We start from the raw sequence: 21,869 nt of genomic DNA on the forward strand, positions 1-21,869 counted from the left end.
GCAGACACATTGCGCAATCTCACATGGTCCTGGAATCCGGGGGTCGCATCCAGCAGCTCGCCTGTGTTCGCGGATCACTTGCCACAAATCGCGGACCGGTGTCGCTTTGCAGACAAACGCTGCTGCGCCGCATCGGGGAACTGTAGTGCGTCGATCATGTGAAACGAGCTGGGCCCGCTTTTTGCAGTTGTTCGCGGTCGCGTTGTGCCTGCATTGCGTCGAGACATCGAAAAGGTTACGGATTGGAGCTTGTGAGTCCGGGGCCATGCGCTGCACGAGCGGACCCGAGGCGGCAGTCCGATGCACGCGTGGGCGGGCCGCGTAGGGTGGGCATTTTCCCCCATCGCGGGCCGCGACCTTCGGCGCCGATCACGTTCCTAGATGTACATGCCTCCGTTGACGCCGATCACCTGTCCGGTGATGTAGGAGCCGCCGTCGGAGCAGAGGAAGGCGACGGTAGCGGCGATGTCGTCGGGAGTGCCGTTGCGTCGCAAGGGGACCATGGTGGCCAGGATCGCGAGATCTGGCACGGTGCCGACCTTCACGCCGGCGTGCGCCATCGGAGTGTCGACGACGGACGGAGGGATGGTGTTGACCGTAATGCCTTGGGGTGCAAGTTCATACGCCAGGGCTTTGGTCAGCGCGATCACTCCGCCTTTGGATGCGACGTAGTGGGCACGTTCCGGCGCGCCTGATTGAGCGCTCGAGGATGAGATGGTGACAATGCGTCCCCAGCCGGCGGCTTGCATATCCGGTACTGCGGCCTGGATGCAGGTGAAGGTGCCGGTCAGGTTGACCGCGATGAGCCGGTCCCATTGCTCGGGGGTGATCTCGGTGACGGGCACCGGAACGCCCACGTCGATACCGGCGCTGGTGACCACGATGGTTATAGCGCCGAGGTCGGCGCGAACGCGGGCAATGGCCTCATGGACCGATTGCCGGTCGGTCACGTCGACTTCGATGCCGATTACCTGAGCCCCGCGGGAGCAAAGGTCGGCTGCGACGCCATGTACCAGGTCGCCTTGGCGGTCCAGCAGGGCAACCGCGTGTCCAGCCTGAGCCAGGTGCGCTGCCACTGCCGGGCCGATGCCTGAGGCGCCGCCGGTGACCACGGCAACGCGGCGTATGGCGGGGTCGAGCTCCTGGCTCATCGATGCGCTCCTGAAGATGGGGGTCCGCTGCGTTCTGGGCGGCGAGCGTGAACTCGCGACGGTCGCCACCTTTCGGCCGCTCCGCAACAATATGTTAGGCGAGCGCCTAACGCAATGGTGTCTCGAGCCGTCCCAAATATTGGTGGACGAGGTCGATGGTCTGCTGATGGCCGGTGGTGATGCCGAGGCCGGCTTCGATAACCAGCAACCGCCCGATGGCCGCGATGAGCACCGAGATGACTTCAGCAGGTAACGGTTGGTCGGCTTGGTGATCGCGCAGGATGTAGGTCAGCGCGGCGACCTGGGCCTCACGGAAGGCTTGTGCGCCGGCGGCGAGTTCGGCGCGGATCTCCTTGCGGTGGTTTCCCAGGGCCATGAACTCCATGATCAGTTGCACGCCACGCGGGTCTACCGTCATATCCCACAGCGCATGCAGTGGCCTCTCGGTGGTCAGGGCACGGCGCTGCACATCGAGGCTGGTTTGCGTGCCGCGTTTGAGTACCGCCAGGTAGAGGTCGTCCATGGTGGGGAAGTAGTAATACACGACCGCTCGCTGGACGCCGACCTTTTCCGCGACGCGGCGCGAGGTGGCGGCGGCGTAACCCTCGTCGAGCATGATCTCCGCGCACGCGTCGAGCAGCTTCTCGCGGGTGCCGGTGTCGCGCTTGCCGGCGCCGTTCGGTGTGGCCATTGTGTCGTCCGTCCTTGGCGCCGGCGCTGGCGCCACGTTGTTCTTCCGCCGGTCTTGACCGTCGCCGTGACGGGTGCTAAGCATAAGCCAGCCCATTTCCCTAGGCGAGTGCCTAATAATAGCTACGGGCTGTCACAGTCGCACGGCGTGGAGGTGTCATGACGAACAGCGTGGACAAGGCGGACATCTTCACCAGTGAAGAGGTCATCAACGATCCGTATCCCTACTTCGACGAGCTGCGGTCCCGTTGTCCGATCCACGAGATCGCGCAGCCGGGCGTGTTGGCGGTCACCGGATACGACGAAGCGGTCGCGGTGTACCGCAACGATGCGGCGTTTTCGTCGTGTAATGCGATGGGCGGACCGTTTCCCCCGTTCCCGGTGGAGCCGGGCGCCGACGACATCACCGATGCGGTGCAGGCCAACCGTGAGCACTGGGTGTTTCACGAGTTCATGGTCACCAAGGACGGTGCCGACCACGATGCCGAGCGGAGTTTGTTGCGCCGCTTGATGACTCCGAAGCGACTGAAGGAGAACGAGGACCAGATGGCGGGCATGGCGGATGCCTGCATCGACGCATTTATCGGTGCCGGCGGCTTCGAGGTGGTCCAGGATTACGGAAAGCCGTTCACCACCATGGTGATTGCCGATCTGCTCGGTGTACCCGCCGACGATCGCGACCATTTCCGCAAAATTTTCACCGGGCAACACGTGGCCACGCTGGGCGGGGATTCGCCGCTGCCGGAGAACCCGTTGGAGTACATGTACAAGACGTTCGGCGGCTACATCGAGGAACGGCGCCGGCAGCCGCGCGAGGATGTTCTGACGGCGCTGGCGACCTCGACCTACCCGGACGGGACGCTGCCCGACACGGAATCGATCGTGCGGCTGGCCACCTTCCTGTTCGGTGCCGGGCAAGATACTTCTGCGCGGCTGATGGCGTCGTCGTTGCGGTTCCTGGCCGAGGATCAGGATCTGCAGGCGGCGCTGCGCGCTGACCGCGGCAGAATCCCGGAGTTCATCGAGGAGGTCTTGCGGTTGGAAAGCCCCACCATGAGCGATTTCCGGATGACCCAGAAGACGACCTGCGTGGGTGGTGTGGATATTCCGGCGGGCACCACGATCATGTTGCATCCCGGCGCCTCCAACCGGGATCCCCGCAAGTTCCCCGAGCCCGAGAAGTTTCGGTTGGATCGCGAAAACGTGCGCGAACACATCGCTTTCGGCCGAGGTGTGCATTCCTGCCCCGGCGGACCGCTGGCCCGCGCCGAAGGAAGGGTGACCATTGAACGCTTCCTGGACCGCACCACCAGCCTCACGCTGTCCGAGGAACATCACGGCCCCGAGGGCGCCCGGACGTTCCGTCACGATCCGACCTACATCATTCGCGGACTGACGGATCTGCATCTGTGCTTCACCGCAGTATGAGCACGCCGATACTGCGAGTGCGAATCGATCGCCACTCTGCGAAGGGCACGGATTCGGGCTGTGGCCGCGGCATGCCCCCGCCAAGCCATCGCCGTTTTGACGAGGCCGTCTCCACCAACTCTGGCACCAAGGAGTGACCATGACCATCGCCACGACTCCCATCTCCGACGCGATCGGCGTCGAGGTCACCGGCTACACCACCGCCGACTTCCTCGACCCCGGTGCAGCACAGCACTGCCACGTGCTACTGGAGCGCCACGGCGTCGTCGTCTACCGCGGAGCCCATATCAGTGACCCAGACCTGGTCGCGTTCTCCCGCGCACTCGGTGAGGTCGTCGTGGCAGGCGCCGGAGGGCATCCCGACTATCCTGAAATCTCCCCGGTCACCCTCGATCCGAGTAGGAGCGCGCTGGCCGGACTGCGTCGCAGCACCATCTTCTGGCACACCGACGGCCTGACCGATCAGGTCCCGCAGAAGGCGACCCTGCTGACCGCCCGGGAGGTCGCCGACGAGGGTGGCGACACCGAATTCGCCAACACTTACGCCGCTTTCGAAGCGCTGCCCGCCGACAGGCGGGTCGAACTCGAGAGCTACCGGGTCGTGCACAGCGTCGCGGCGTCACAGTTGCTGCTGACCCCAGACCCGACCCCGGAGCAAGCGGCCAAATGGGATCGTGCTCCGTCGCGCGAGCATCCTCTGGTGTGGCAGCGCCGAGACGGCCGCAAATCGCTGCTCATCGGCGCCACTGCCGGCCAGGTCGTGGGAATGGACCCTGAGCGCAGTCGCGGACTGCTCGACGAGATCCTCGACTGGGCTACCCAGCCGCAGTTCGTCCTGCGCCACCAATGGAGCGTCGGGGATCTGGTGGTCTGGGACAACACCGGCATGCTGCACCGCGCCATCCCCTACGAACCGACCTCCCGACGGTTGATGCATCGCACCACACTCGTCGGCGAGGAAGCGATTGCATGAGTTCCCTTCCCTACTGGGACGAACCGCCCACGGCCATTGTCACTGGCGGCGCGTCGGGTATCGGATTGGCGATCGCCCAGCGACTCAGCATCGAAGGCGCCGCGGTGGCCATCTTTGACCTCGATCACGCCGCCGCGACCACCGCAGCGGACAAGATTGTGGCTGCGGGCGGCCGAGCGATCGGGGCACACGTCGACGTCACCGACCGGAGTCGCATCGATGCGGCGATCGACGAAACGGCACGTCAGGTCGGCCCGCCGACGATCCTGGTCAACAGCGCAGGTCTCGACGGCTTTGAAAGGTTCCAGGCGATCACGGCGCAAAGCTGGCGACAGATTCTCGCGGTCAACCTTACAGGAGTCTTCGACTGCTGCCAGGCCGTCGTCCCGCACATGCTCGACGCTGGGTGGGGCCGCATCGTCAACATCTCGTCCTCGAGCGCGCAAACCGGCAATCCCCTGATGGTGCACTACTCCGCGGCCAAGGCGGGCGTCGTCGGATTCACCAAAGCCCTTGCCCAAGAACTCGGCCCGCGGGGTATCACCGTCAACACGATTCCCCCGGGGTTCATCGACACACCCATGCTGCGGCGCAGCGAAGACCGGGGTTTCCTGGGCCCCGGCGTCGACGCCGCCGAAGCCAAGACGCCGGTGCGCCGTATCGGGCAGCCCGACGATGTCGCCGCGGCGTGCGCGTTTCTGTGCTCGCAGGACGCCGGCTACATCACCGGCCAAGTGCTCGGCGTCAACGGAGGAAGGGTTCTGTAGAAAGTCATGGCACGAATAGATCCGGTTCCGCCGCGCGAGTTCTCCGAAGAGTTCCGCACGGCGATGGCCGCGCTGCGCCCAGCCAATCCCCGGCATGAACCGCTGCCGACAAAAGATCGGCCGAAAGCGCTCAACACACTAGGCACCCTGGCCCATCACCCCGACCTCGCCCGGGCATACTTCACGTTCAACGGCCACCTGCTGCTGGGCACAACACTGAGCGAGCGGCAACGTGAGCTCGTGGTGATGCGGGTCGCCGCGGTGCGCCAGTCCAGTTACGAGTGGTACCAACACCTTTTCGTCGCCCGAGACGCAGGTATCACCGACGAAGAGGTGGGCCGCGTCGCCTACGGCCCAGACTCACCGCTGTGGAGTGAGTTCGAGGCGGCGCTGCTGCGGGCCGTCGACGAAATGATCATCAACGGTGGGATCACCACACCCACCTGGCAGATCCTGTCCACCGAGTTCGACGTCCGCCAACTGCTCGACCTGATCTTCACCGCAGGCGGATACGACATCCTCGCGCGGCTGTTCAAGTCCTTCGAGTTGGCCATGGACGACGACATCCCCGAGCTGATGAGCCGATACGAGCAACTCTTCAGACCGGAACACTGATGCGCATCGGCCTCACCGGCGGAGCCGCTACGACCGACGGCGTAGCACGCCAGGCCAAGCTCGCCGAGCAACAGGGGTTCACGTCGCTGTGGTACGCCAGCAACGTCACCGCAGATCCGTTGGTCTCCATGGCGATTGCCGGGCGGGAGACCAGCCGCATCGAGCTGGGCACCGCCGTGCTGCAGACCTACCCGTGTCATCCGCTAATGCAGGCCCACCGGGTGACCGCGGCCGCAAATGCCATGGGCCGCCCCGGGTTCACCCTCGGGCTCGGGCCGTCGCACGCCGCGGTCGTCGAGGGCACCTACGGCTTGTCCTACGCTCACCCTGGCCGTAACACTGAGGAGTACCTGTCCATCCTCACGGCGGTCCTGCAAGGGAAGCCGGTCGACGTCACCGGCGTCGACTGGAGTGCCCACACGGTCGGAAGCCCGGCTCCGCAGCACCCGGTGCCGGTGCTGTTGTCAGCGCTGTCACCGCGGATGTTGCGCATCGCCGGAGCCATCGCCGACGGCACCGTGCTATGGATGGCCTCGGCGAAAGCCATCGAATCGCAGATCGCACCGAAGATCACCGCGGCGGCGCAGGCGGCGGGACGGTCCGCCCCGCGCATCGTTGCCGGCCTTCCCGTCGCCGTCCACGACGACGAAGCCGAAGCTCGCTCAGCGACCGCCGCCACCGCCGGCATCTACGCGGCAATGCCAAACTACAAGCGCATCATCGAAACCGGCGGCGGTACCACACCCGCCGACATCGCCATCGTCGGCAACGAAGCATCGGTCCGCACGCAACTGCAATACCTCCTCGACGCGGGCGCCACCGACATCTGGGTCCAACCCGTGGCCGTCGGACGCGACAAACCCGAACGCACAGCATCCAAACGCCGCACGATCGATCTTCTGCGCGAACTACTTTGAGGATGCACGTGCTCTACTACCGATGCGCAGATGGCGGCGCCGAACGTGGTCGAGCGGTCTCGGTCGGTGCCGCTCCGACTGCTGGCGGCACCGCACCCGATGGACTCACCAAGTTTAAAAACACTTTGATGTTTTAAATTCGTGATGGAAGGAATGATTGCTCGTGTGCCGTTTCCTCCGCCTTGCAAAGACGACCCATCCCTGCGACTCCCCGAGGGGAGGCTCAATGAAGACGATCGTGATCACCGGAGCCAGCGATGGCATCGGTACCGCAGCGGCTGAGCGCCTTACCAAGGAGGGGCACCACCTAGTTTTGGTGGGACGGTCACCGACGAAAACCGCCGCCGTGGCGTCTCGTATAGGAGCGCCCTACCACATCGACGATTTGCCGAACTGGCGCAGGTGCGAAGCCTGGCATCGGAACTCGCGACGACCTACCCACGTATCGATGTGTTGGCTAACAACGCTGGGGGCATCATGGGCGAGCGCCAGTTGACCGGAGACGGCTTCGAACAGACCTTTCAGGTCAACCATCTTGCGCCTTTCCTGCTAACAACTTCGCTAATACCACAGCTCATTGAGAGCAAGGCGTCAGTGCTCCAGACATCGAGCTCAGCCGCGAAGAACTATGGAAACATCGACATCGACGACCTACAGAACAGGGAATCAGTTCTGCGGCGTTTCATCCGGGCGTCGTGGCGACCGGCTTCGCCAGTGACACCACTCATTTCATGCGCTTCGTCTATCACACGAAGCTGGTTCGCCGATTCTTGGTTTCACCCGAAGATGGGGCCGACAGGTCTGGTTGCACTCGCCCAAGATCAAGAGGCCAGATCGTGGCACTCGGGGAACTTTTACGCCAAAGGCAAGTTGGCCACATCGGCGGCGCAGGCTGACGATATCGACCTCGCGCGTGACCTGTGGGACCACTCCCAAGCATTGCTCGACGGCCGGAGCCGCCATGCGCCGCAAACCTAGACCCGGCGGCGGTCGCATACTGCGCTCGCCCTTCGAGGGCCCTAAACCGCTGTTGTGCAAGCTGAATGAACGTCGTGGCGTCGGTGAGATCATGTCTGCCGCGTCCTGCTCAATCTCGGCAGCTGGAGGGTGGACCTGATCATGGCGAAAATTGCCGTCGTCACCGGCGGGGCAGGTGGGATGGGGCTGGCCGCGGCGCGGGTCATCGGACGGGATTGCGCGGTGCTGATCTGTGACGTCGATGCCGCCGGTCTGGCTTCTGCACAGCGCGACCTGAACGCTGCAGGCGTCGAATGTGTTACGGCTACGTGTGATATTACCGATCCAGCATCGGTGCGTCAGCTGGTCGAGCAGGCACAGCAGCTCGGCACCGTGATGTCGGTCGTCCACACTGCGGGGGTGAGCCCCAGCATGGGGTCTGCCGAGATGATCCTGCGAATCAATGCGCTCGGCACCGTGCTCGTCAACGAGGCATTTCTCGGCATCGCCCAGCCCGGTATGGCGGTGGTCAATGTGGCTTCCGTTGCCGGACACCAGCTGCCGGGCCTCGCGGCCCCGACGCGGCGCTACAAGCGCGCGTTGCGAGACCGGAACCGGTTCTATCGGGATCTGCTGTCATTCTGCAATCGCATACCCCGCACATGGCAGCCACAGATCGCCTACGTGCTCAGCAAGAACTTCGTCATCTGGTACAGCGCGGCGATGGCCACGCGATTCGGCGAGAAGGGCGCGCGGATCCTCTCGGTGTCGCCCGGATCGTTCGACACGGCGATGGGCAAACTCGAGGAAGGCGCCGGGGCGGGCGCGCTGGCCGGGCTCAGTGCTCTCAAACGGTTCGGCCGGCCCGAGGAGATCGCCGAGCTGCTCGCGTTCTGTGCTGGAGACAAGCCCGGATACCTCACCGGCGTCGACATCATCTGCGACGGAGGCGTGACGGCGGCCATGAGACCGCTGGACACCGTGAAAATGGCCCGATCGCAATGATCGCCAGCGTTATACGCCCGCGGTCCTCGCGGCATCGACAGGGGGAACCTGGCTCTTCACAGTTAGCAGTGGCATTGGTGCCGGCTGGGTGTGACTCGCCGTGATCGGCGGGTGCAGGCCCACCGTACTCGGCGGCGTTGGTTGTCAGGGTTTCGGAATCCGAACGCGATGCGCCCGACGTGTTTGACGATGCGGTTGTAGCCCTCGGTGCGGGCGTTGGTCAGCCCTGTTTGCAGGGCGGCGATGACCGGGCCCTGCCAGGCCTCGATGGTGCGGGCGAAGCTGCGGACCTCGGGTACTTTGCAGGCGGCGCTGAAACGGTAGAAGCGGTCCAGTGCGGCGGTGATCTCGTAACGCAGACCACCGCGGTCGGAGCAGGAAAGCAGTTCGCGCAGCAGCTCTTTGGCGATCCAGGCCGCCGCGATGTCTTCGTTCGGGTCGGCGGTGAGCAGCTTGGCGAACAGCGTGGCACGCTGCTGGGCGGTGAGTCGTTCGGCGCCGCGCAGCAGTCGGCGTCGGTTGATCCACTCGACGTCGGCCTTGCGGCCACGCCGGCCCCGCTGGGCCCAGGTGACACGCCGACGCACCGCATCGACCATGTCGTTGGCTTTCTTGACCAGGTGGAACCGGTCGACGATCACTGTCGCATGCGGTAACGCTTCGCGGGCGACGCGGGCATAGGCCGGGGACAAGTCGATGGCCACATGGGTGATCTGTGCCCTCCAGGTGGCGTCCTGGACCGCCAGCCAGTCGATCACCGCCCCGGAGCTGCGCCCGTTGATCTGGGCCAGCAGACCTGCATCGCCGGTGAGGTCGACCAGACCGGTGTCCCAGCGATCCACCCACATCCGGTGCCCGGTCACAGGGTCGTGCTCCCATCTGGCCTTGCCGCGGCGGGTCTCGTCGATGCCCAGCACCGCCACCGCCGCCGGCTCGGTCGCCAGGACCTCGTCGGCGACGGCGATGACGTGGTCGTGCACGGTGTGCCAGCTGCACCGGTACTGCCTGGCCACCGCGACCACTGAGCGGTCCTCATCGAGGACCGCGGTGGCCATCATCGTCTTGGCCCGCGGGGTCACCCGCGCCCGAGCTGGAACCCCGGGCACCGACTCGGTAAACACCTTGCGCCCGCATACTTCATTGGGGCACAACCACTTACGTTTGCGCCAGCGGAGTATGGGACGGTCTGGCCCGACCTGGACATCACGCGGTCCGGTGCACACCCAGCCCTTCGATCGCGTGGACCGTTGCCCGCACTGCGGGCAGATCCCGACCCACTCCGGGGCGGTGACCACCTGCACCACTCGGGTCCCATCCTCAAGGCGCCGCACCGACTCGACCACCACACCGTCGAGATCGAGCAGCAATGAACTACCGTCAACCATGCCCGCGTTCCTTGTTCTGGATGCCTGAAGAACACCCAGCTCACAGGGGCGCGGGCCCCCAATCAATCACCGACACGACATGATGTCGGACAACACCAGACCCCCATCAAATGCGAAGAGCCGGGAACCTCGTAGAACTGGGTGGCCCATTTCCGCATGGGCATGTACGGCTTCGCATCGATCTTGGCCAACGGTGGATGCTCGACATACTTCTGGTATTCCCAGATATCGCAGTCCTCCCAGACCGTTTTGAGGAACTGCCGCTCCACTTTCTCGACGACCTGCGGCGGCCGCACATCGGAGGTTTCACCGGGCAACTTGGGCCACCAAATCGAATAGAACATGTCGGAGACTTCGTCGTCGACCGGCGTGCAGGCGAAGATCAGCCGGTGGTTCGACGAGCCTTCGAAGGCACTCATCGCGAAGCCCAAGCCGGAGAAGTGGCTGTGGATGCGCAGGGCCATCGCGTCGCGGTCATCGCTGCGGGTGTCGGGCCATCCGGTCAGGAACCGCCATTCCTCGCCGACGTTCTCCCAATGTAAACAGACCGGGGTCACTGTCGCGCCGTGTACATAGCGGAAGTGTGAACTATCCGGGCCATTTTCGGCGACCACCTGGGGGTGGACGTGAATGCCGTCGGCACGGCGAGAGAATTCGGGGTAGGGCCGATAGTAGTTGGTCGGGTCGGTGTCGAATTGCGGGAACTTCAGGAAAATGTCGGGCAGCTCCCATTTAGGTGGCTGGCCGTGGGGCTGATACCACATGAAGATGCATCCATGCTGTTCCCGAACGGGATAAAAGCGCAGCTTCAGTCCCCGGTTGGGTCTGTCGGGCTGATAGGGGATGAAGGTGTTGTCTCCGTCGGGTCCCCATCGCCAGCCGTGGAACGGGCATTCCACGCAGTCGCCAACGACCTTGCCGCCGTGGCCGATATGGGCGCCCAAATGCTTGCAGTGCGCTTCCAAGATATGAATAGCGCCCTGATCGTCGCGGTAGGCTACAAGATGCTCGCCAAAGTATTTGAGCGCCTTGACGTCGCCGATCGGGAACTCCGCTGACCAGCCGATCATGAACCACCCGGTGACTTTCCAGGTGAACGGTACTTTCACGGTTGGCCATCCCTTGCTCGTGGCGAACCGTCCAGCTCGCGGACATCGAGCTTCCACTGCTCGATCAGATCGAGGCTGTACCGGATCTTTCCGGTGGTTTCACTGTCGCAGTCACACAGTGCGACCACGGCTTCGACGACTTCCTCGACGGACTCGAAGAACTCGGCCGGCAGCGCGTCGCCCATCAGCTCGGCGAAACCCTCGCTCATGACCGCCACGCGCGGGCCGACCGCGTTGACGCGGATCCCGGTACCGTACAGGTCACCGGCCAGCCCGGCCGTCGTGCGGTTGAGCGCGGCCTTGGTGGCACCGTAGATCTCCATCGTGGAGCCTTGCGGGCCGAGATAGAACGGCGGTCCCTCGACGACGGTGGCACCCACGCTGGTCAGGTTGACGATCCAACCTTGACCCGATTCGCGCATCGCCGGTATGACCGTTTGGGCGAGCGCCAGGGGAGCAATGACGTTGGCTTCGTAGGCGAGTCGCTGCTGAGTGGGCGTGATCTCGGTGATCGGGGCGGTCGTGGCGGCGGCCGCATTGTTGACGAGGATGTCGATCGGGCCGCCGAGAATCGCCGTCGCCTCGGGGATGACCCGGGAGCGGTCGGCGTCATCGGTGATGTCGGCGACGACAATCCCGACCGTGGTGCCGTATTTCTCGCAGAGCTGCTGGGTCTCGTGCAGGCTGCCGCCGGTCCCGTCGGAGGTCTCGAGGGTGCGCGCCACCAGGACGACATCGGCGCCTTCGGCGCACAGGCGCTGCGCGATACCGGCCCCGATGCCGCGGCTGGCTCCGGTAACGATGGCGCGTCGTCTGGTAAACCGCTGTGTCACAGTGAGTTCCCTTCATAACTGGCCGGTGGCCGGTGGTCGCGCTGGCGGGCGGAGGCTTTACTGCCCGCGGCAGTGAACGCCGTCAGGTCATAGGTGCGGCCGATGCTGCTGGTGGTCTCCAGGGCCAATGCCCCGGCCAGGGACAGATCCTCGCCGCTGCGGTACAGCCTGAGCATGTCAGCGACGGCAGCACTGCCGGGTATCCGTGCGGCCAGATCGAGCGTGTAGGACAGCAGCTGATCGTGGGGGAGCACATGGTTGACCAACCCGATGCGCAGCGCCTCCTCGGCATCGACGAATGCGCCGGTCACCGACATCTCGCGGGCTTTGCGGACACCGACGGCGCGCGGTAGCAGTGCGGTCAGTCCCCAGGTGGGCACCACGCCGAGCAGGGCGTGGGTGTCGGCGAACCGCGCGCGTTCGGAGGCGATGATGAACGAGCAACTCAAGGCGACTTCGAGGGCGCCGGACACGCACACGCCGTTGACGGCGCAGATGACCGGCTTACGCATGGCCCGCACGACGGCCGCGGGGGTGGGATCGAGCGGGCTGCCGGTCTCGTCGGGACTCCGCTCGAGCCGCTTGAAATCGACACCCGCGCTGAAGACGGGGTCGACCCCCGTCAGGATGACGGCGTGCACCGCGCCGTCGCGGTCGGCCTCGGTCATCGCCGCACGAAGGGCCGCACGCAACTCGCCGTGCATCGCGTTCTTGGCCTCGGGCCGATCGATGGTCAACACGCGCACGGCGCCGTGCTGTTCGGTCCTCAACGTGGCTGTCATCGACGGCTCACTTCACTCGGTATCGGATCGGCAGGTGTTTGAGGCCACCCACGAAGGTGGTGGCGGTCAGCTCTGGGGTCCCGGCCAGTTCGACCGAGGCCAGCCGCGGGATGAGCTCGCTGAAGAAGCTGTTGATCTCCAACCGCGCCAGCGCGGCGCCCAGGCAGAAGTGCACGCCGTGTCCGAAGGCCAAGTGCCTGTTGGGATCACGCCCAACATCGAAGACATCCGAATCGCTGAACACGTCTTCGTCGCGGTTCGCTGAAACGTAGGACAGCAGCACGGATTCTCCGGCGGAGATCGGCACACCGCGCACCGCCGTATCGGTGGTGGCGGTACGCATCATCCCGGTGACGGGGCTGACCCAGCGGATCATCTCTTCGGTGGCCGTCCCCATCAAGCCGGGGTCGGCATGCAGCCGCTCGCGTTGCTCGGGATGCTCGACCAGGGCGTGCATGCCGCCCGAGATGACAGCGCTGGTGGTGTCGTGCCCCGCCGTGGCGATGATCAGGTAGTAGGACACGGTGTCGATGTCACCCAACGGTTCACCGTTGATCGTCGCGTTGGCGATGGCCGAGGCCAGGTCCTCGGTCGGGTTCGCCCGCCTGGCGGCGGTCAGCGCCGTGAAGTACTCGAACATCTCCAGCAGCGCCGTCATCTGCTCGGCGTCGGTGGCGCTGCGTTGGAACTCGGAGTCCTCCGATCCGACGAGTTCCTGCGTCAGCCTGAGCATGAACCCGAAGTCGGACTCGGGGACGCCCAGCAGCGTCATGATCATGTAGAGCGGATAGTTGACCGCGACCTGCTGGACGAAATCGCACTCGGGCCCCTCGGCCGCCATGGTGTCGACGAACCTTTTGGCCAGGTGCTGTGCGCGGTCGGCCAGCATGCGCATTGCCTTGGGCCGGAACCAGTTCGCGCCGATTGCGCGAACATCGCGGTGCTGGGGGTCGTCCAAGTGGATCAGGGTGCGGACACCGGCCGAAGCCTGCATGTCCTCCTGCTCGGTACGCATGAGGACGGGGCGGGGACCGTTGACGAAGACATCGTTGGCCCGCTCGATCACGAGCACGTCGGCATGCTTGGTGATCGCCCAGAATGGCCGGTACTGCGCGGTGTCGACCAAGGCGACAGGATTCGACGCCCTCAGCGCGGCCAGGGTCGCGTGCATCCGCACGGGGTCGGTGTAGGCGTTGGGATCCGCGAGGATCTCCGGGCCGTCGGCGGCCGTGCTGCCGAAGATCCCGGCAGTCATGGGTCCAGACCTTGCCGGCAGGCAGCCCGATGCGATAAAACCACACTGATTTCTTAGCAGTGATGAGGTTCAGGCCACAAGAGTGGATTCGAGGTTGTCGGTGTGCTATGCCGACGCGACGAAAGGACACGCTTTCGTGAAAGTGCATCTGCAGGTGGACGGCTCACCGGCCCGCGCCCGCGCGAGTGCCGCGGCCATCGCCGGACTCGGCGCAGACGGGATCTTCTCGTTCGAAGGACAGCACGATGTGTTCTTTCCGCTGCTGTTGGCAGCCGAAGAGACCGAGCTGGAACTGATGACCAATGTGGCGATCGCCGGTCCGCGCAGCCCCCTGCACCTCGCGCACGCGTCCTACGATCTGCAGACCGTGAGCGCCGGCCGCTTCCGCCTCGGTCTGGGCTCGCAGATCAAGGCGCACATCGAGAAGCGTTACGGCTCGCAGTGGGGCAGGCCCGCCGCTCGGACCGCTGAGTCGGTTGCGGCCGTGAAGGCCATCTTCTCGGCATGGGAGGGGCTGGCGCCGTTGAACTTTCGCGGCGACTTCTTCACCCACACGTTGATGCCGCCGAACTTCAACCCCGGCCCCAACACGTACGGCCCGCCACCGGTCCTGATGGGAGCGCTGGGGCCGGTGATGACCCGCAAGGCGGCCGAGGTCGCCGACGGCCTGCTGGTCATGCCGTTCAACAGCACTCGCCACTTCGCCGAGCGAACGGTGCCAGCCATGGCGGACGGCCTGCACCGGTCGGGCCGCAGCCGCGCCCAATTCCAGGTTGTCGCCCAGGCCATGGTGGCCGTAGGGCGGACGGAGGAGGCCCTCGCGAAAGCTGTTGACAGGGTTGCCGGGCTGATCGCGTTCTACGGATCAACTCCGGCCTACACCGCGGTTCTGGACGTCGAAGGGTGGGGCCATCTGCAACCCGAGCTTAACGCGCTGTCCAAACGGGGTGGGTACGCCGAGATGCGCGCACTGATCACCGACGCCATGGTGGGCACGTACGGCGTGCTTGGAACTCCAGAAGAGTGCGCCGAGCAGATTCACCAGCGCTATGGCGACTGGGCCTCCGACGTCTGCTGCTATTTCCCTGGCTACCGACCCGACGACAATGACCTCGCCGACCTAGTGAGCGCATTGCACGCGACTAGCTGAGGATGCGGCCCTTGTGCGCGGTGTCGCGTTTGGGCTAGCGTTAAAACACCGTCGATTTTTTATCGTCGGGTGAGTCACAGGCGAGGGAGACGAAGCATGGTTCATTCGGCATTGCGGTCCTTCATGGACCGACCCTTGGACTACTTCGAGGAGTCGGTCACCAAGATGCACAGCGTGCCTCGCGACCAGCTCGAGGAGATGCAGCGCGAAGCCATGATCGAGCGGTTCGGAGAGCAACGCGATCGCATCGAGATGGTCCGCAAGCTGGCCGACCGCCTCGGCGTTGAGCGGATCGACGGCTTCAACGATGTCGTGCCGCTGATGTTTTCGCACACCGCTTACAAGTCCTATCCCGCGGCGCTCGTCGACAACAATCGCTGGGACCTGATGACCAAATGGCTGGACAAGCTGACGACCTACGACCTGTCGGGGGTTGACGTGGAGGGATGCGAATCGATCGACGAATGGCTGGACCGACTGGAGGCGCAGAGCCCGCTGCAACTGGTCACGTCCTCGGGAACCACCGGAACTTTTTCGTTCATCCCCAAGGATGAGCCGATCACTGTGCAGGGCATGCGGATCTGGAAAATGATGGTGTTCCAAACCTTCGGCAAGGAGCCGACAGAAGACGAGCTCAACCCCGTGGTCGACGTGATCTGGCCGAACTTCAGCGAGGGTCGATTCGGGATGACCCGGATGGTGCCGTGGATCAAGCGCGAGTTCACCGGCGGCGACGAAAGCCGTTTCCACGCCTTGTATTCCGGTGCAATGGACACCGATCTGATGTTCCTGGCCAACAAGATGCGGCTGGCCGCGTCGCGCGGCGAGCTGGACCGGCTGCAGCTGCCCCCGCATCTTGCTGCGCGCAAGGACGAGTTCATCGCGCTGCAGCAGCGTCAGATGACCGAGGTTCCCGAGTTCCTGGCCCGGCTGACCAACGAGCTTCGCGGCAAACGCGTTTTCATGACCAACACGTACAACCTGATGTACAACCTGGCCGCGGCCGGCCTGAAAGAAGGAGGCCGGGCCGACTTCGCGGCCAACTCGGCCATCCTCACCGGAGGCGGGGCCAAAGGGCAGGTGTTGCCCGAGGGCTACATGGACGTCATTCGCGAGTTCTATGGCGGAGTCCGGATCCAGGAGGGCTATTCGTTCTCCGAGCACAACGGTGTGCACTTCGCCTGCGAACTCGGCCGCTACCACATTCAGCCGTGGGTGATCCCCTACCTTCTCGACCCCGAGACCAGCGAGCCGTTTCCGCGCGCCGGGCGCCAGACCGGACGCTTCGCGGTTTACGACGTGATCAACCAGAGCCACTGGGGCGGTGTCATCACCGGCGACGAGGTCACCATCGACTGGGACACTCCCTGTCCGTGCGGACGTACCACGATTGCGCTTGAACACGACATCGTGCGGTTCAGCGAGAAGCGCGACGGTGAGGACGACAAGATCTCCTGTGCCGCAACCCACGAGGTGCAGAACGAGGCCATCGACTTTCTGAAGGAACTCGCATGACGTCATTCACCGTGCCGATGTTCGTGCGTGGCGAGCTGATCACCGATGACCTGATTCCGTTCGCCACCCGGCTGGAGCACAGTTTCACGGCACCGGATCCGGCCAAGCACGCCCACCGGCTGCCGCTGGGGGATCCGCGCAAACTTGCCGACCTCTACACGGTCTCCCTCGACGAGATCCTCGACGTGCTAACCGAGCTGGGTCAGGCGCTCGCCTTCGAGACCAACAGCTACGTGCAGGAGGCCTTCGAGGCGTGCCTGGTGTCCAACCCCATGCCGGAGTCGATTCTGCGCACCGGCTATGTGGCGCTGCCGGCACTGTTCGCCCGCGACTCGATGCGCGAGCTCGCCGACACGACGGTCGGTATCGACCATCTCGAAGGGTGGGTGCCTCAGCGGCTCCTCGACGGGCGCGAGATTCGGGTTCGCGCGTTCGGTGCCCGCACTCTGCATGTGCCCGCAGGTAACGGCGGACTGGTCGCCGGGATCACCGTCTTACGCAATGCGATCACCCGCAGCGACGCCATCGTGAAGGCACCTTCCAACGACCCGCTGACGGCGCTGGCGATCGCCAGGACGCTCGCCGACATCGCGCCCGACCACCCGGTGACCAAACATCTGGCGGTCGCCTACTGGAGGGGTGGTGACGAGACTGTCGAGGAACAGCTCTATAAACCCGAGCACATCGAAAAGGTCATCGCCTGGGGTGGTTTGGCTTCGGTCAAGCACGTCACCCGCTATATCCAGCCTGGCCTGGAACTGATCGCGCTGGATCCCAAGCGCAGCGCCACCATCATCGGACCCGAAGCGTTCGCCACCGAGGAGACATTGCGCGACGTCGCCCAGCGTGCGGCCTGCGACGTCGGGGCCGGTAACCAAGAGGGCTGCGTCAACGCGCGCGTGATCTACGTACTCAGCGGCACCGACGACGAGGGCCTGGAAAAGGCCAACAGGCTGGGCGAACTGATCTATTCCGCCATGATGGAGCTGCCGGACTTCATCAGCACCACGCCGAAGGTTGTCAACCGGACGCTGCTGGAGCACATCGAGGGCTCGCGGCTGACCGACGACTGGTACAGGGTGTTCGGTGGCGAGCACGCCGAGGGGGCGATCGTCGTTTCTCAGCTCGACGAGGCGGTGCCGTACTCCACCATGTTGTCGGGCCGGGTGGCCAATATCGTGCCGGTGGACTCGATCGAAAAGGTGACTGACGCTGTCAACGCCTACACCCAGACTATCGGGATCTATCCGGAGCCGCTCAAAATGCAACTGCGGGAGACACTTCCGCTCTACGGTGCGCAGCGGCTGACGTCGCTGGGCTACGCGGCCAGCGTGAACTTCACCATCCCGCAGGACGCGATGGAGCCGGTGCGCCGGATGTGCAAATGGATTGTCGAGGAAGTCTGCGAGCCAGAGCAGGTTTTTCCGTTGTGGCGAGCCCCCGATCTGGTCAGCGGCTGAATACGTGCACGGAAGTACGATCACGCGATGGCCAAGCCGCTAATCCCCGTCGAAGTCATCTACGAACGCGCCCTGGCGCTGCTGGACGCCGAAGGTTCCTCGGCGCTGACGACCAGACGTCTGGCGGCCGACCTGAAGATCTCGACTCGCACGCTCTACCAGCAGGTCGGCTCCCGTGAGCAACTGATCCGTGCCCTGGTGGCCCGGCACTTCTCTCAGCTGCGACTGGACTTTCACGAACACGACGATTGGGAGAGCACCGCGCTGAACTGGTGCCTGTCGTTGCGCGACGCGCTGTGCGCCCACCCGTACTTGACCGAGCTGATGACTGTCGACGACCGGTCCGCGATCATGGACTACGTCAACAAACTCGTGGAAGCAGCTCTGCAAGAAGGGATTCCGGATGAACTCGCAGTGGAATGTTGCCGATCGTTGGTGAACCTCACCATCAACCACTCGGTTGTCGAGGTGCGCGGAAAAGATCATCCCAAGCTGTCGAGGGAGTCGACCGGCGAGTACGCCAACATCGAACGCAACTTTCCGCGGTCGATCGGTTGGCTCCTGGCCGGTGTGCGCCAGGAAGCCGGAGTCGCGTCGACGAAGAAGACCCGGCGCAGCAGTCGCGCAGGGTGAGGACCCGAGCCGGAGGAGGCAAATGGCCGACTGGACGGTCAACGCGGTGTTCGACGCGGTCGCCGCGGCAGTTCCGCACCGGACGATGACCGTGTGCGGATCCCGCCGCTCGACCTTCGCCGAGTCACGCGCGCTGATCCGCACTCTCGCAGGATTTCTCGTCGGTTGCGGGCTTGGCGTACAGCGGCCGCGGGCCGGGTTGACGCGCTGGGAATGCGGTTAGGACCGGGTCGCCTTGATCATGCATAACGACGCCTACGTGGAAGCGGTTCTGGCCTGTCTGCGCGCACGGGTCGTCCCCGTCAACGTCAATCACCTCTACACCGCAGGCGAAGTTCGCGACCTGCTGGACTACATCGGCCCGACCGGCGTCATCTATCACCGCTCGCTCGCACCGTTGGTGCATGCGGCACTGCCGGCGGGCTGTGACGTGCGCATCGCAGTCGACGACGGCGGGATCGAGGCACTGCTGCCCGGCACGGTGCGGCTCGACGACATCACCGTAGATCCGGTAGAACCCGAACCTGCGGGTGCTCCAGAGGATCTGATGATGGTGTGCACCGGTGGGACCACCGGGCGCCCCAAAGGGGTGATGTGGCGTCAAGCTGATGCCTACATCTCCACAATGACTGGCACCGAACACAACTCGGTGAAATCGGTTACGGAATCAGTTGCTGCTCAGAGCAATCCGTTCTTCGCCGTGTCACCGCTGATGCATACCGCCGGATTGTCGACGGCGCTGACGGCGGTGCTGATGGGCCGCACCGCCGTCGTCTATGACAACCGCCGTCGGTTCGATCCCGCGGTGGTGTGGCGCACCGCCGAACAAGAAAGGGCGGTGGTGATGTCGATCGTCGGCGATGCGTACGCCGGACCGCTGGCGGACGAGCTCTCACGCAGCCGCTATGACCTAGCGGCGCTCACCCGGATTGGCACCGGGGGCGCTGCCACTCACCCCAAACACAAGAGGCGGCTGCTGCGTCACCTGCCATACGCGACGATCGCCGACACCTACGGCTCGTCGGAAACCGGCGGCATGGCCGGCGGGTCGTCGTGCGCCGACGGCGAGACGACGCCGATGGTGATGCATCCCACCGGTGCTGTGGCGTCGGCCGACCGCACGCGATTCCTCGAGCCCGGTGATCCCGAGATCGGCTGGGTGGCCCGAATCGGCCGGGTCCCACTGGGATATTTCGGTGACCGCGCAGCCACCGAGCGCACTTTTCCTGAAATCGGCGGCCGGCACGCAGCCACTCCCCGGTGACCGGGCAAGGCTGTTGTCTGACGGCACCATCGAGTTCCTAGGGCGGGACTCGCTGGTGATCAACACCGGTGGCGAGAAGGTATTCGTCGAAGAGGTCGAGAAGGTGCTCACCGGTCACCCGGCGGTGGTCGACGCCGTCGTCACCCGCCGGCCCCACGAACGGTGGGGCAGCGCAGTTGTCGCGGTGGTGGTGCTGGCGCCGGGGGATTCCCTCACCGTACAGCCAGCTGCTGCCATCCGGGAGTTCTGCGCGGAACGGCTGGCCGGCTTCAAAGTGCCCAAAGACATCGTGATCGTCGAACAGATCCGGCGGCTCGGCAACGGCAAGGCCGACTATCGATGGGCGCAGCAGATCGCGGCGAGGGGAAGTTGACATGGATTTCTGCACAGTCGAATTGGGGCCGAATGAGGAGCGTTTCCTCGATCGGGCCCGCGAGTTCCTCGGCCGTCAGGTAACACCGGAGCGGATCGAACATGCCCGGATCGCCGGCGAAGGGTTCCTAGAAGATGTTCACCTGGCGATGGGAGCCGAGGGCTGGCTGGAACCCGAAGCCAAGAAGGCCGTCGACGGTGGCTTCACCCCGCTGCAGCGCAGGATTTGGGCGCTCGAATGCCGTCGCGCGCGGGTGCCGCTGCAAACCTGGGGCGCAACGATGATGATCCTGGCTGCTGTGCAGCGATTCGGACAGCCTGAGTTGGTCGATGCGATCCTGCCCAGCGTTTACAACGGCACAGTCCGATTCGCGATGGGCTACACCGAGCCAGAAGGCGGATCGGACATCGCGACGTGCAAGACGAGGGCGGTGCTCGCCGGTGATCGGTGGATCATCAACGGCCAGAAGATGTTTACCACCGGCGCGCAGCACTGCCAGTACGTTTTCTTGCTGACCAACAGCGCTCCCGGCGGTGCGCGGCACCGAGACCTCACGATGTTCCTGGTGCCACTGGACACGCCGGGCATTGAGATCCAGGGCTTGCGGACCGTGGACGGCGAACGCACCAACATCACCTTCTACAGCGACGTCGTCGTCCCCGACCGGTACCGGATCGGAGAGGTCAACGACGGCTGGACCGTCCTGAGTGGTCCGCTGGCCGCCGAGCACGGCGCCCGTAGCCCAGATCGCCACGGGCTGGCCGACATCGCGATCATGAGCGCGGCCGGGACCGAAATGGCTGTCATCGCCGACTCGGTCTCGAGTGAGTTGGCCGATTGCACCGGTGGATCGGCCGGATACCGGCTCGGACGTGCCCACGCCCGAATCGAGGCGGCGTTGAGTACTCCAGGGATCTTCGGCCGCGTCGCGATCGCACAGACCATGCGCGACCTCGCCCCTGAGTTGATGGACCTGATGGGGCCGACGGCGGCGTTGGGCGGCGACGCCGAACACCTCTACCGTGTGGCCCCGCTGATCGGGATCTACGGCGGCACCATCGACGTCTTCCGCAACATGATTGCCACGCACGTTCTGGGCCTGGGGCGACCGAGCTATGCACGTACAGGGAAGAAGGAGTCGACATGAGCGTCGAGATACTCGCCGACGGACTCGGATTCACCGAGGGGCCGGCGCTGCTGCCCGACGGCAGGGTGGCGCTCACGTCGATCAGCCACGGCTGTGTCTACGTCGTGGATCCGGCCGGGGGACCACTCGAGAAGATCGCGACAGGGGGAGGTGCCAACGGCCTGGCGGTCGCACCGGACGGGACGCTGTACGTCGCGCAGAACGGCGGCATCTTCGGCGGCAGCGGGCCCGCGTAACCCGGGGTGCAGGTGATCCAGAACGGGCGCGCCGAGTACCTGGCCACGGGCATGCAAGCGCCCAACGACCTCGTCATGCGGCCCGACGGCCACATCTGGGTCACCGACACGCGTGCCGAGATCGACTTCTTCAACCCCCAGCAGGACAAGCAGGGATGGGTGTGGCGGCAGCGGTATGCCTACGCTTCTCACATGCTCCGGTTCGACTTGCAAGGGGAGTTGGA

General features: G+C 64.8%; 21 protein-coding genes and 2 pseudogenes. 16 read left to right on the forward strand and 7 right to left on the reverse strand.

The features are described from left to right. Nucleotides 1-377 precede the first annotated feature (377 nt). Together AC5Y3P_RS21575 and AC5Y3P_RS21580 are read right to left on the reverse strand one after the other, a co-directional pair. The gene (locus AC5Y3P_RS21575) at nucleotides 378-1,151 is read right to left on the reverse strand and encodes an SDR family NAD(P)-dependent oxidoreductase (protein ID WP_500047985.1); all 774 of its coding nucleotides are present in this window, start codon (nucleotides 1,149-1,151) and stop codon (nucleotides 378-380) included. A 106-nt stretch (nucleotides 1,152-1,257) separates the two neighbouring features. After that, nucleotides 1,258-1,842 carry a TetR/AcrR family transcriptional regulator gene (locus AC5Y3P_RS21580; protein ID WP_500047986.1) on the reverse strand — a complete coding sequence of 195 codons (585 nt, stop codon included), beginning with the start codon at nucleotides 1,840-1,842 and terminating at the stop codon, nucleotides 1,258-1,260. Nucleotides 1,843-2,000: 158 nt separating this feature from the next. On the opposite strand from AC5Y3P_RS21580, the gene AC5Y3P_RS21585 reads away from it, so the two are divergent. The 8 genes from AC5Y3P_RS21585 (at nucleotide 2,001) to AC5Y3P_RS21620 (ending at nucleotide 8,503) form a co-directional block, all read left to right on the forward strand. Then, nucleotides 2,001-3,269 carry a cytochrome P450 gene (locus tag AC5Y3P_RS21585; protein WP_500047987.1) on the forward strand — a complete coding sequence of 423 codons (1,269 nt, stop codon included), beginning with the start codon at nucleotides 2,001-2,003 and terminating at the stop codon, nucleotides 3,267-3,269. A 139-nt stretch (nucleotides 3,270-3,408) separates the two neighbouring features. Continuing rightward, entirely contained in the window at nucleotides 3,409-4,242 is an 834-nt protein-coding gene (locus tag AC5Y3P_RS21590; protein WP_500047988.1) for a TauD/TfdA dioxygenase family protein, read from the forward strand. Beyond that, a complete protein-coding gene (locus tag AC5Y3P_RS21595) occupies nucleotides 4,239-5,009 on the forward strand; it encodes an SDR family oxidoreductase (protein WP_500047989.1) in 771 nt (256 codons plus the stop codon). The genes AC5Y3P_RS21590 and AC5Y3P_RS21595 overlap by 4 nt, the downstream gene beginning before the upstream one ends. A gap of 6 nt (nucleotides 5,010-5,015) precedes the next feature. Then, on the forward strand, nucleotides 5,016-5,624 hold the full coding sequence (locus tag AC5Y3P_RS21600; RefSeq protein ID WP_500047990.1) for a carboxymuconolactone decarboxylase family protein: 609 nt from the start codon (nucleotides 5,016-5,018) through the stop codon (nucleotides 5,622-5,624). Further along, nucleotides 5,624-6,541: a TIGR03564 family F420-dependent LLM class oxidoreductase gene (locus AC5Y3P_RS21605; protein WP_500047991.1), complete on the forward strand. Its 918-nt coding sequence runs from the start codon at nucleotides 5,624-5,626 to the stop codon at nucleotides 6,539-6,541. The genes AC5Y3P_RS21600 and AC5Y3P_RS21605 overlap by 1 nt, the downstream gene beginning before the upstream one ends. A 226-nt stretch (nucleotides 6,542-6,767) precedes the next feature. Next, on the forward strand, nucleotides 6,768-7,037 hold the full coding sequence (locus AC5Y3P_RS21610) for an SDR family NAD(P)-dependent oxidoreductase (protein WP_500047992.1): 270 nt from the start codon (nucleotides 6,768-6,770) through the stop codon (nucleotides 7,035-7,037). Continuing rightward, on the forward strand, nucleotides 6,944-7,519 hold the full coding sequence (locus tag AC5Y3P_RS21615) for an SDR family NAD(P)-dependent oxidoreductase (protein ID WP_500047993.1): 576 nt from the start codon (nucleotides 6,944-6,946) through the stop codon (nucleotides 7,517-7,519). The genes AC5Y3P_RS21610 and AC5Y3P_RS21615 overlap by 94 nt, the downstream gene beginning before the upstream one ends. 129 nt (nucleotides 7,520-7,648) lie before the next feature. Then, on the forward strand, nucleotides 7,649-8,503 hold the full coding sequence (locus tag AC5Y3P_RS21620; RefSeq protein WP_500047994.1) for an SDR family oxidoreductase: 855 nt from the start codon (nucleotides 7,649-7,651) through the stop codon (nucleotides 8,501-8,503). Nucleotides 8,504-8,565: 62 nt separating this feature from the next. Here AC5Y3P_RS21620 and AC5Y3P_RS21625 read toward each other — a convergent pair. The 5 genes and pseudogenes from AC5Y3P_RS21625 to AC5Y3P_RS21645 form a co-directional block, all read right to left on the reverse strand. Then, nucleotides 8,566-9,932, reverse strand: a pseudogene (locus AC5Y3P_RS21625) (ISL3 family transposase). 18 nt (nucleotides 9,933-9,950) lie between these two features. Beyond that, nucleotides 9,951-10,997, reverse strand: a complete 1,047-nt coding sequence (locus AC5Y3P_RS21630; RefSeq protein WP_500047995.1) for an aromatic ring-hydroxylating oxygenase subunit alpha — start codon at nucleotides 10,995-10,997, stop codon at nucleotides 9,951-9,953. Then, complete coding sequence (locus AC5Y3P_RS21635) at nucleotides 10,994-11,830, reverse strand: SDR family NAD(P)-dependent oxidoreductase (protein WP_500047996.1); 837 nt, start codon at nucleotides 11,828-11,830, stop codon at nucleotides 10,994-10,996. The genes AC5Y3P_RS21630 and AC5Y3P_RS21635 overlap by 4 nt, the downstream gene beginning before the upstream one ends. Then, nucleotides 11,827-12,612 carry an enoyl-CoA hydratase gene (locus AC5Y3P_RS21640; RefSeq protein WP_500047997.1) on the reverse strand — a complete coding sequence of 262 codons (786 nt, stop codon included), beginning with the start codon at nucleotides 12,610-12,612 and terminating at the stop codon, nucleotides 11,827-11,829. The genes AC5Y3P_RS21635 and AC5Y3P_RS21640 overlap by 4 nt, the downstream gene beginning before the upstream one ends. A 7-nt stretch (nucleotides 12,613-12,619) precedes the next feature. Beyond that, nucleotides 12,620-13,867 carry a cytochrome P450 gene (locus AC5Y3P_RS21645; RefSeq protein ID WP_070945720.1) on the reverse strand — a complete coding sequence of 416 codons (1,248 nt, stop codon included), beginning with the start codon at nucleotides 13,865-13,867 and terminating at the stop codon, nucleotides 12,620-12,622. Between the two features lie 136 nt (nucleotides 13,868-14,003). Here AC5Y3P_RS21645 and AC5Y3P_RS21650 point away from each other — a divergent pair, with 136 nt between their 5' ends. The 8 genes and pseudogenes from AC5Y3P_RS21650 to AC5Y3P_RS21685 all read left to right on the forward strand — a co-directional run. Then, the gene (locus tag AC5Y3P_RS21650) at nucleotides 14,004-15,017 is read left to right on the forward strand and encodes a TIGR03617 family F420-dependent LLM class oxidoreductase (protein ID WP_070945768.1); all 1,014 of its coding nucleotides are present in this window, start codon (nucleotides 14,004-14,006) and stop codon (nucleotides 15,015-15,017) included. Between the two features lie 96 nt (nucleotides 15,018-15,113). Further along, nucleotides 15,114-16,532 carry a long-chain-fatty-acid--protein ligase gene (locus tag AC5Y3P_RS21655; RefSeq protein ID WP_003883396.1) on the forward strand — a complete coding sequence of 473 codons (1,419 nt, stop codon included), beginning with the start codon at nucleotides 15,114-15,116 and terminating at the stop codon, nucleotides 16,530-16,532. A gap of 17 nt (nucleotides 16,533-16,549) precedes the next feature. Continuing rightward, complete coding sequence (locus tag AC5Y3P_RS21660) at nucleotides 16,550-17,992, forward strand: acyl-CoA reductase (protein WP_500048000.1); 1,443 nt, start codon at nucleotides 16,550-16,552, stop codon at nucleotides 17,990-17,992. Between the two features lie 27 nt (nucleotides 17,993-18,019). Further along, a complete protein-coding gene (locus AC5Y3P_RS21665) occupies nucleotides 18,020-18,625 on the forward strand; it encodes a TetR/AcrR family transcriptional regulator (protein WP_003883394.1) in 606 nt (201 codons plus the stop codon). A gap of 22 nt (nucleotides 18,626-18,647) precedes the next feature. Continuing rightward, nucleotides 18,648-20,262: pseudogene (locus AC5Y3P_RS21670) on the forward strand (AMP-binding protein). A gap of 1 nt (nucleotide 20,263) precedes the next feature. Next, a complete protein-coding gene (locus tag AC5Y3P_RS21675) occupies nucleotides 20,264-21,409 on the forward strand; it encodes an acyl-CoA dehydrogenase family protein (RefSeq protein ID WP_070945386.1) in 1,146 nt (381 codons plus the stop codon). Continuing rightward, a complete protein-coding gene (locus AC5Y3P_RS21680) occupies nucleotides 21,406-21,645 on the forward strand; it encodes a hypothetical protein (RefSeq protein WP_500047998.1) in 240 nt (79 codons plus the stop codon). Before AC5Y3P_RS21675 ends, AC5Y3P_RS21680 begins: the two co-directional genes overlap by 4 nt. 6 nt (nucleotides 21,646-21,651) lie before the next feature. Then, the coding region (locus tag AC5Y3P_RS21685) for a hypothetical protein (protein WP_500047999.1) at nucleotides 21,652-21,869 on the forward strand (218 nt) is incomplete at its 3' end.

The organism is Mycobacterium sp. NGS45 (assembly GCF_059812645.1).

Coding starts and splice junctions, on each gene's coding strand:
- AC5Y3P_RS21575 (WP_500047985.1), bottom strand. CDS start 1,151: ATGAGCCAGGAGCTCGACCCCGCCATACGCCGCGTTGCCGTGGTCACC.
- AC5Y3P_RS21580 (WP_500047986.1), bottom strand. CDS start 1,842: ATGGCCACACCGAACGGCGCCGGCAAGCGCGACACCGGCACCCGCGAG.
- AC5Y3P_RS21585 (WP_500047987.1), top strand. CDS start 2,001: ATGACGAACAGCGTGGACAAGGCGGACATCTTCACCAGTGAAGAGGTC.
- AC5Y3P_RS21590 (WP_500047988.1), top strand. CDS start 3,409: ATGACCATCGCCACGACTCCCATCTCCGACGCGATCGGCGTCGAGGTC.
- AC5Y3P_RS21595 (WP_500047989.1), top strand. CDS start 4,239: ATGAGTTCCCTTCCCTACTGGGACGAACCGCCCACGGCCATTGTCACT.
- AC5Y3P_RS21600 (WP_500047990.1), top strand. CDS start 5,016: ATGGCACGAATAGATCCGGTTCCGCCGCGCGAGTTCTCCGAAGAGTTC.
- AC5Y3P_RS21605 (WP_500047991.1), top strand. CDS start 5,624: ATGCGCATCGGCCTCACCGGCGGAGCCGCTACGACCGACGGCGTAGCA.
- AC5Y3P_RS21610 (WP_500047992.1), top strand. CDS start 6,768: ATGAAGACGATCGTGATCACCGGAGCCAGCGATGGCATCGGTACCGCA.
- AC5Y3P_RS21640 (WP_500047997.1), bottom strand. CDS start 12,612: ATGACAGCCACGTTGAGGACCGAACAGCACGGCGCCGTGCGCGTGTTG.
- AC5Y3P_RS21645 (WP_070945720.1), bottom strand. CDS start 13,867: ATGACTGCCGGGATCTTCGGCAGCACGGCCGCCGACGGCCCGGAGATC.
- AC5Y3P_RS21655 (WP_003883396.1), top strand. CDS start 15,114: ATGGTTCATTCGGCATTGCGGTCCTTCATGGACCGACCCTTGGACTAC.
- AC5Y3P_RS21660 (WP_500048000.1), top strand. CDS start 16,550: ATGTTCGTGCGTGGCGAGCTGATCACCGATGACCTGATTCCGTTCGCC.
- AC5Y3P_RS21665 (WP_003883394.1), top strand. CDS start 18,020: ATGGCCAAGCCGCTAATCCCCGTCGAAGTCATCTACGAACGCGCCCTG.
- AC5Y3P_RS21675 (WP_070945386.1), top strand. CDS start 20,264: ATGGATTTCTGCACAGTCGAATTGGGGCCGAATGAGGAGCGTTTCCTC.
- AC5Y3P_RS21680 (WP_500047998.1), top strand. CDS start 21,406: ATGAGCGTCGAGATACTCGCCGACGGACTCGGATTCACCGAGGGGCCG.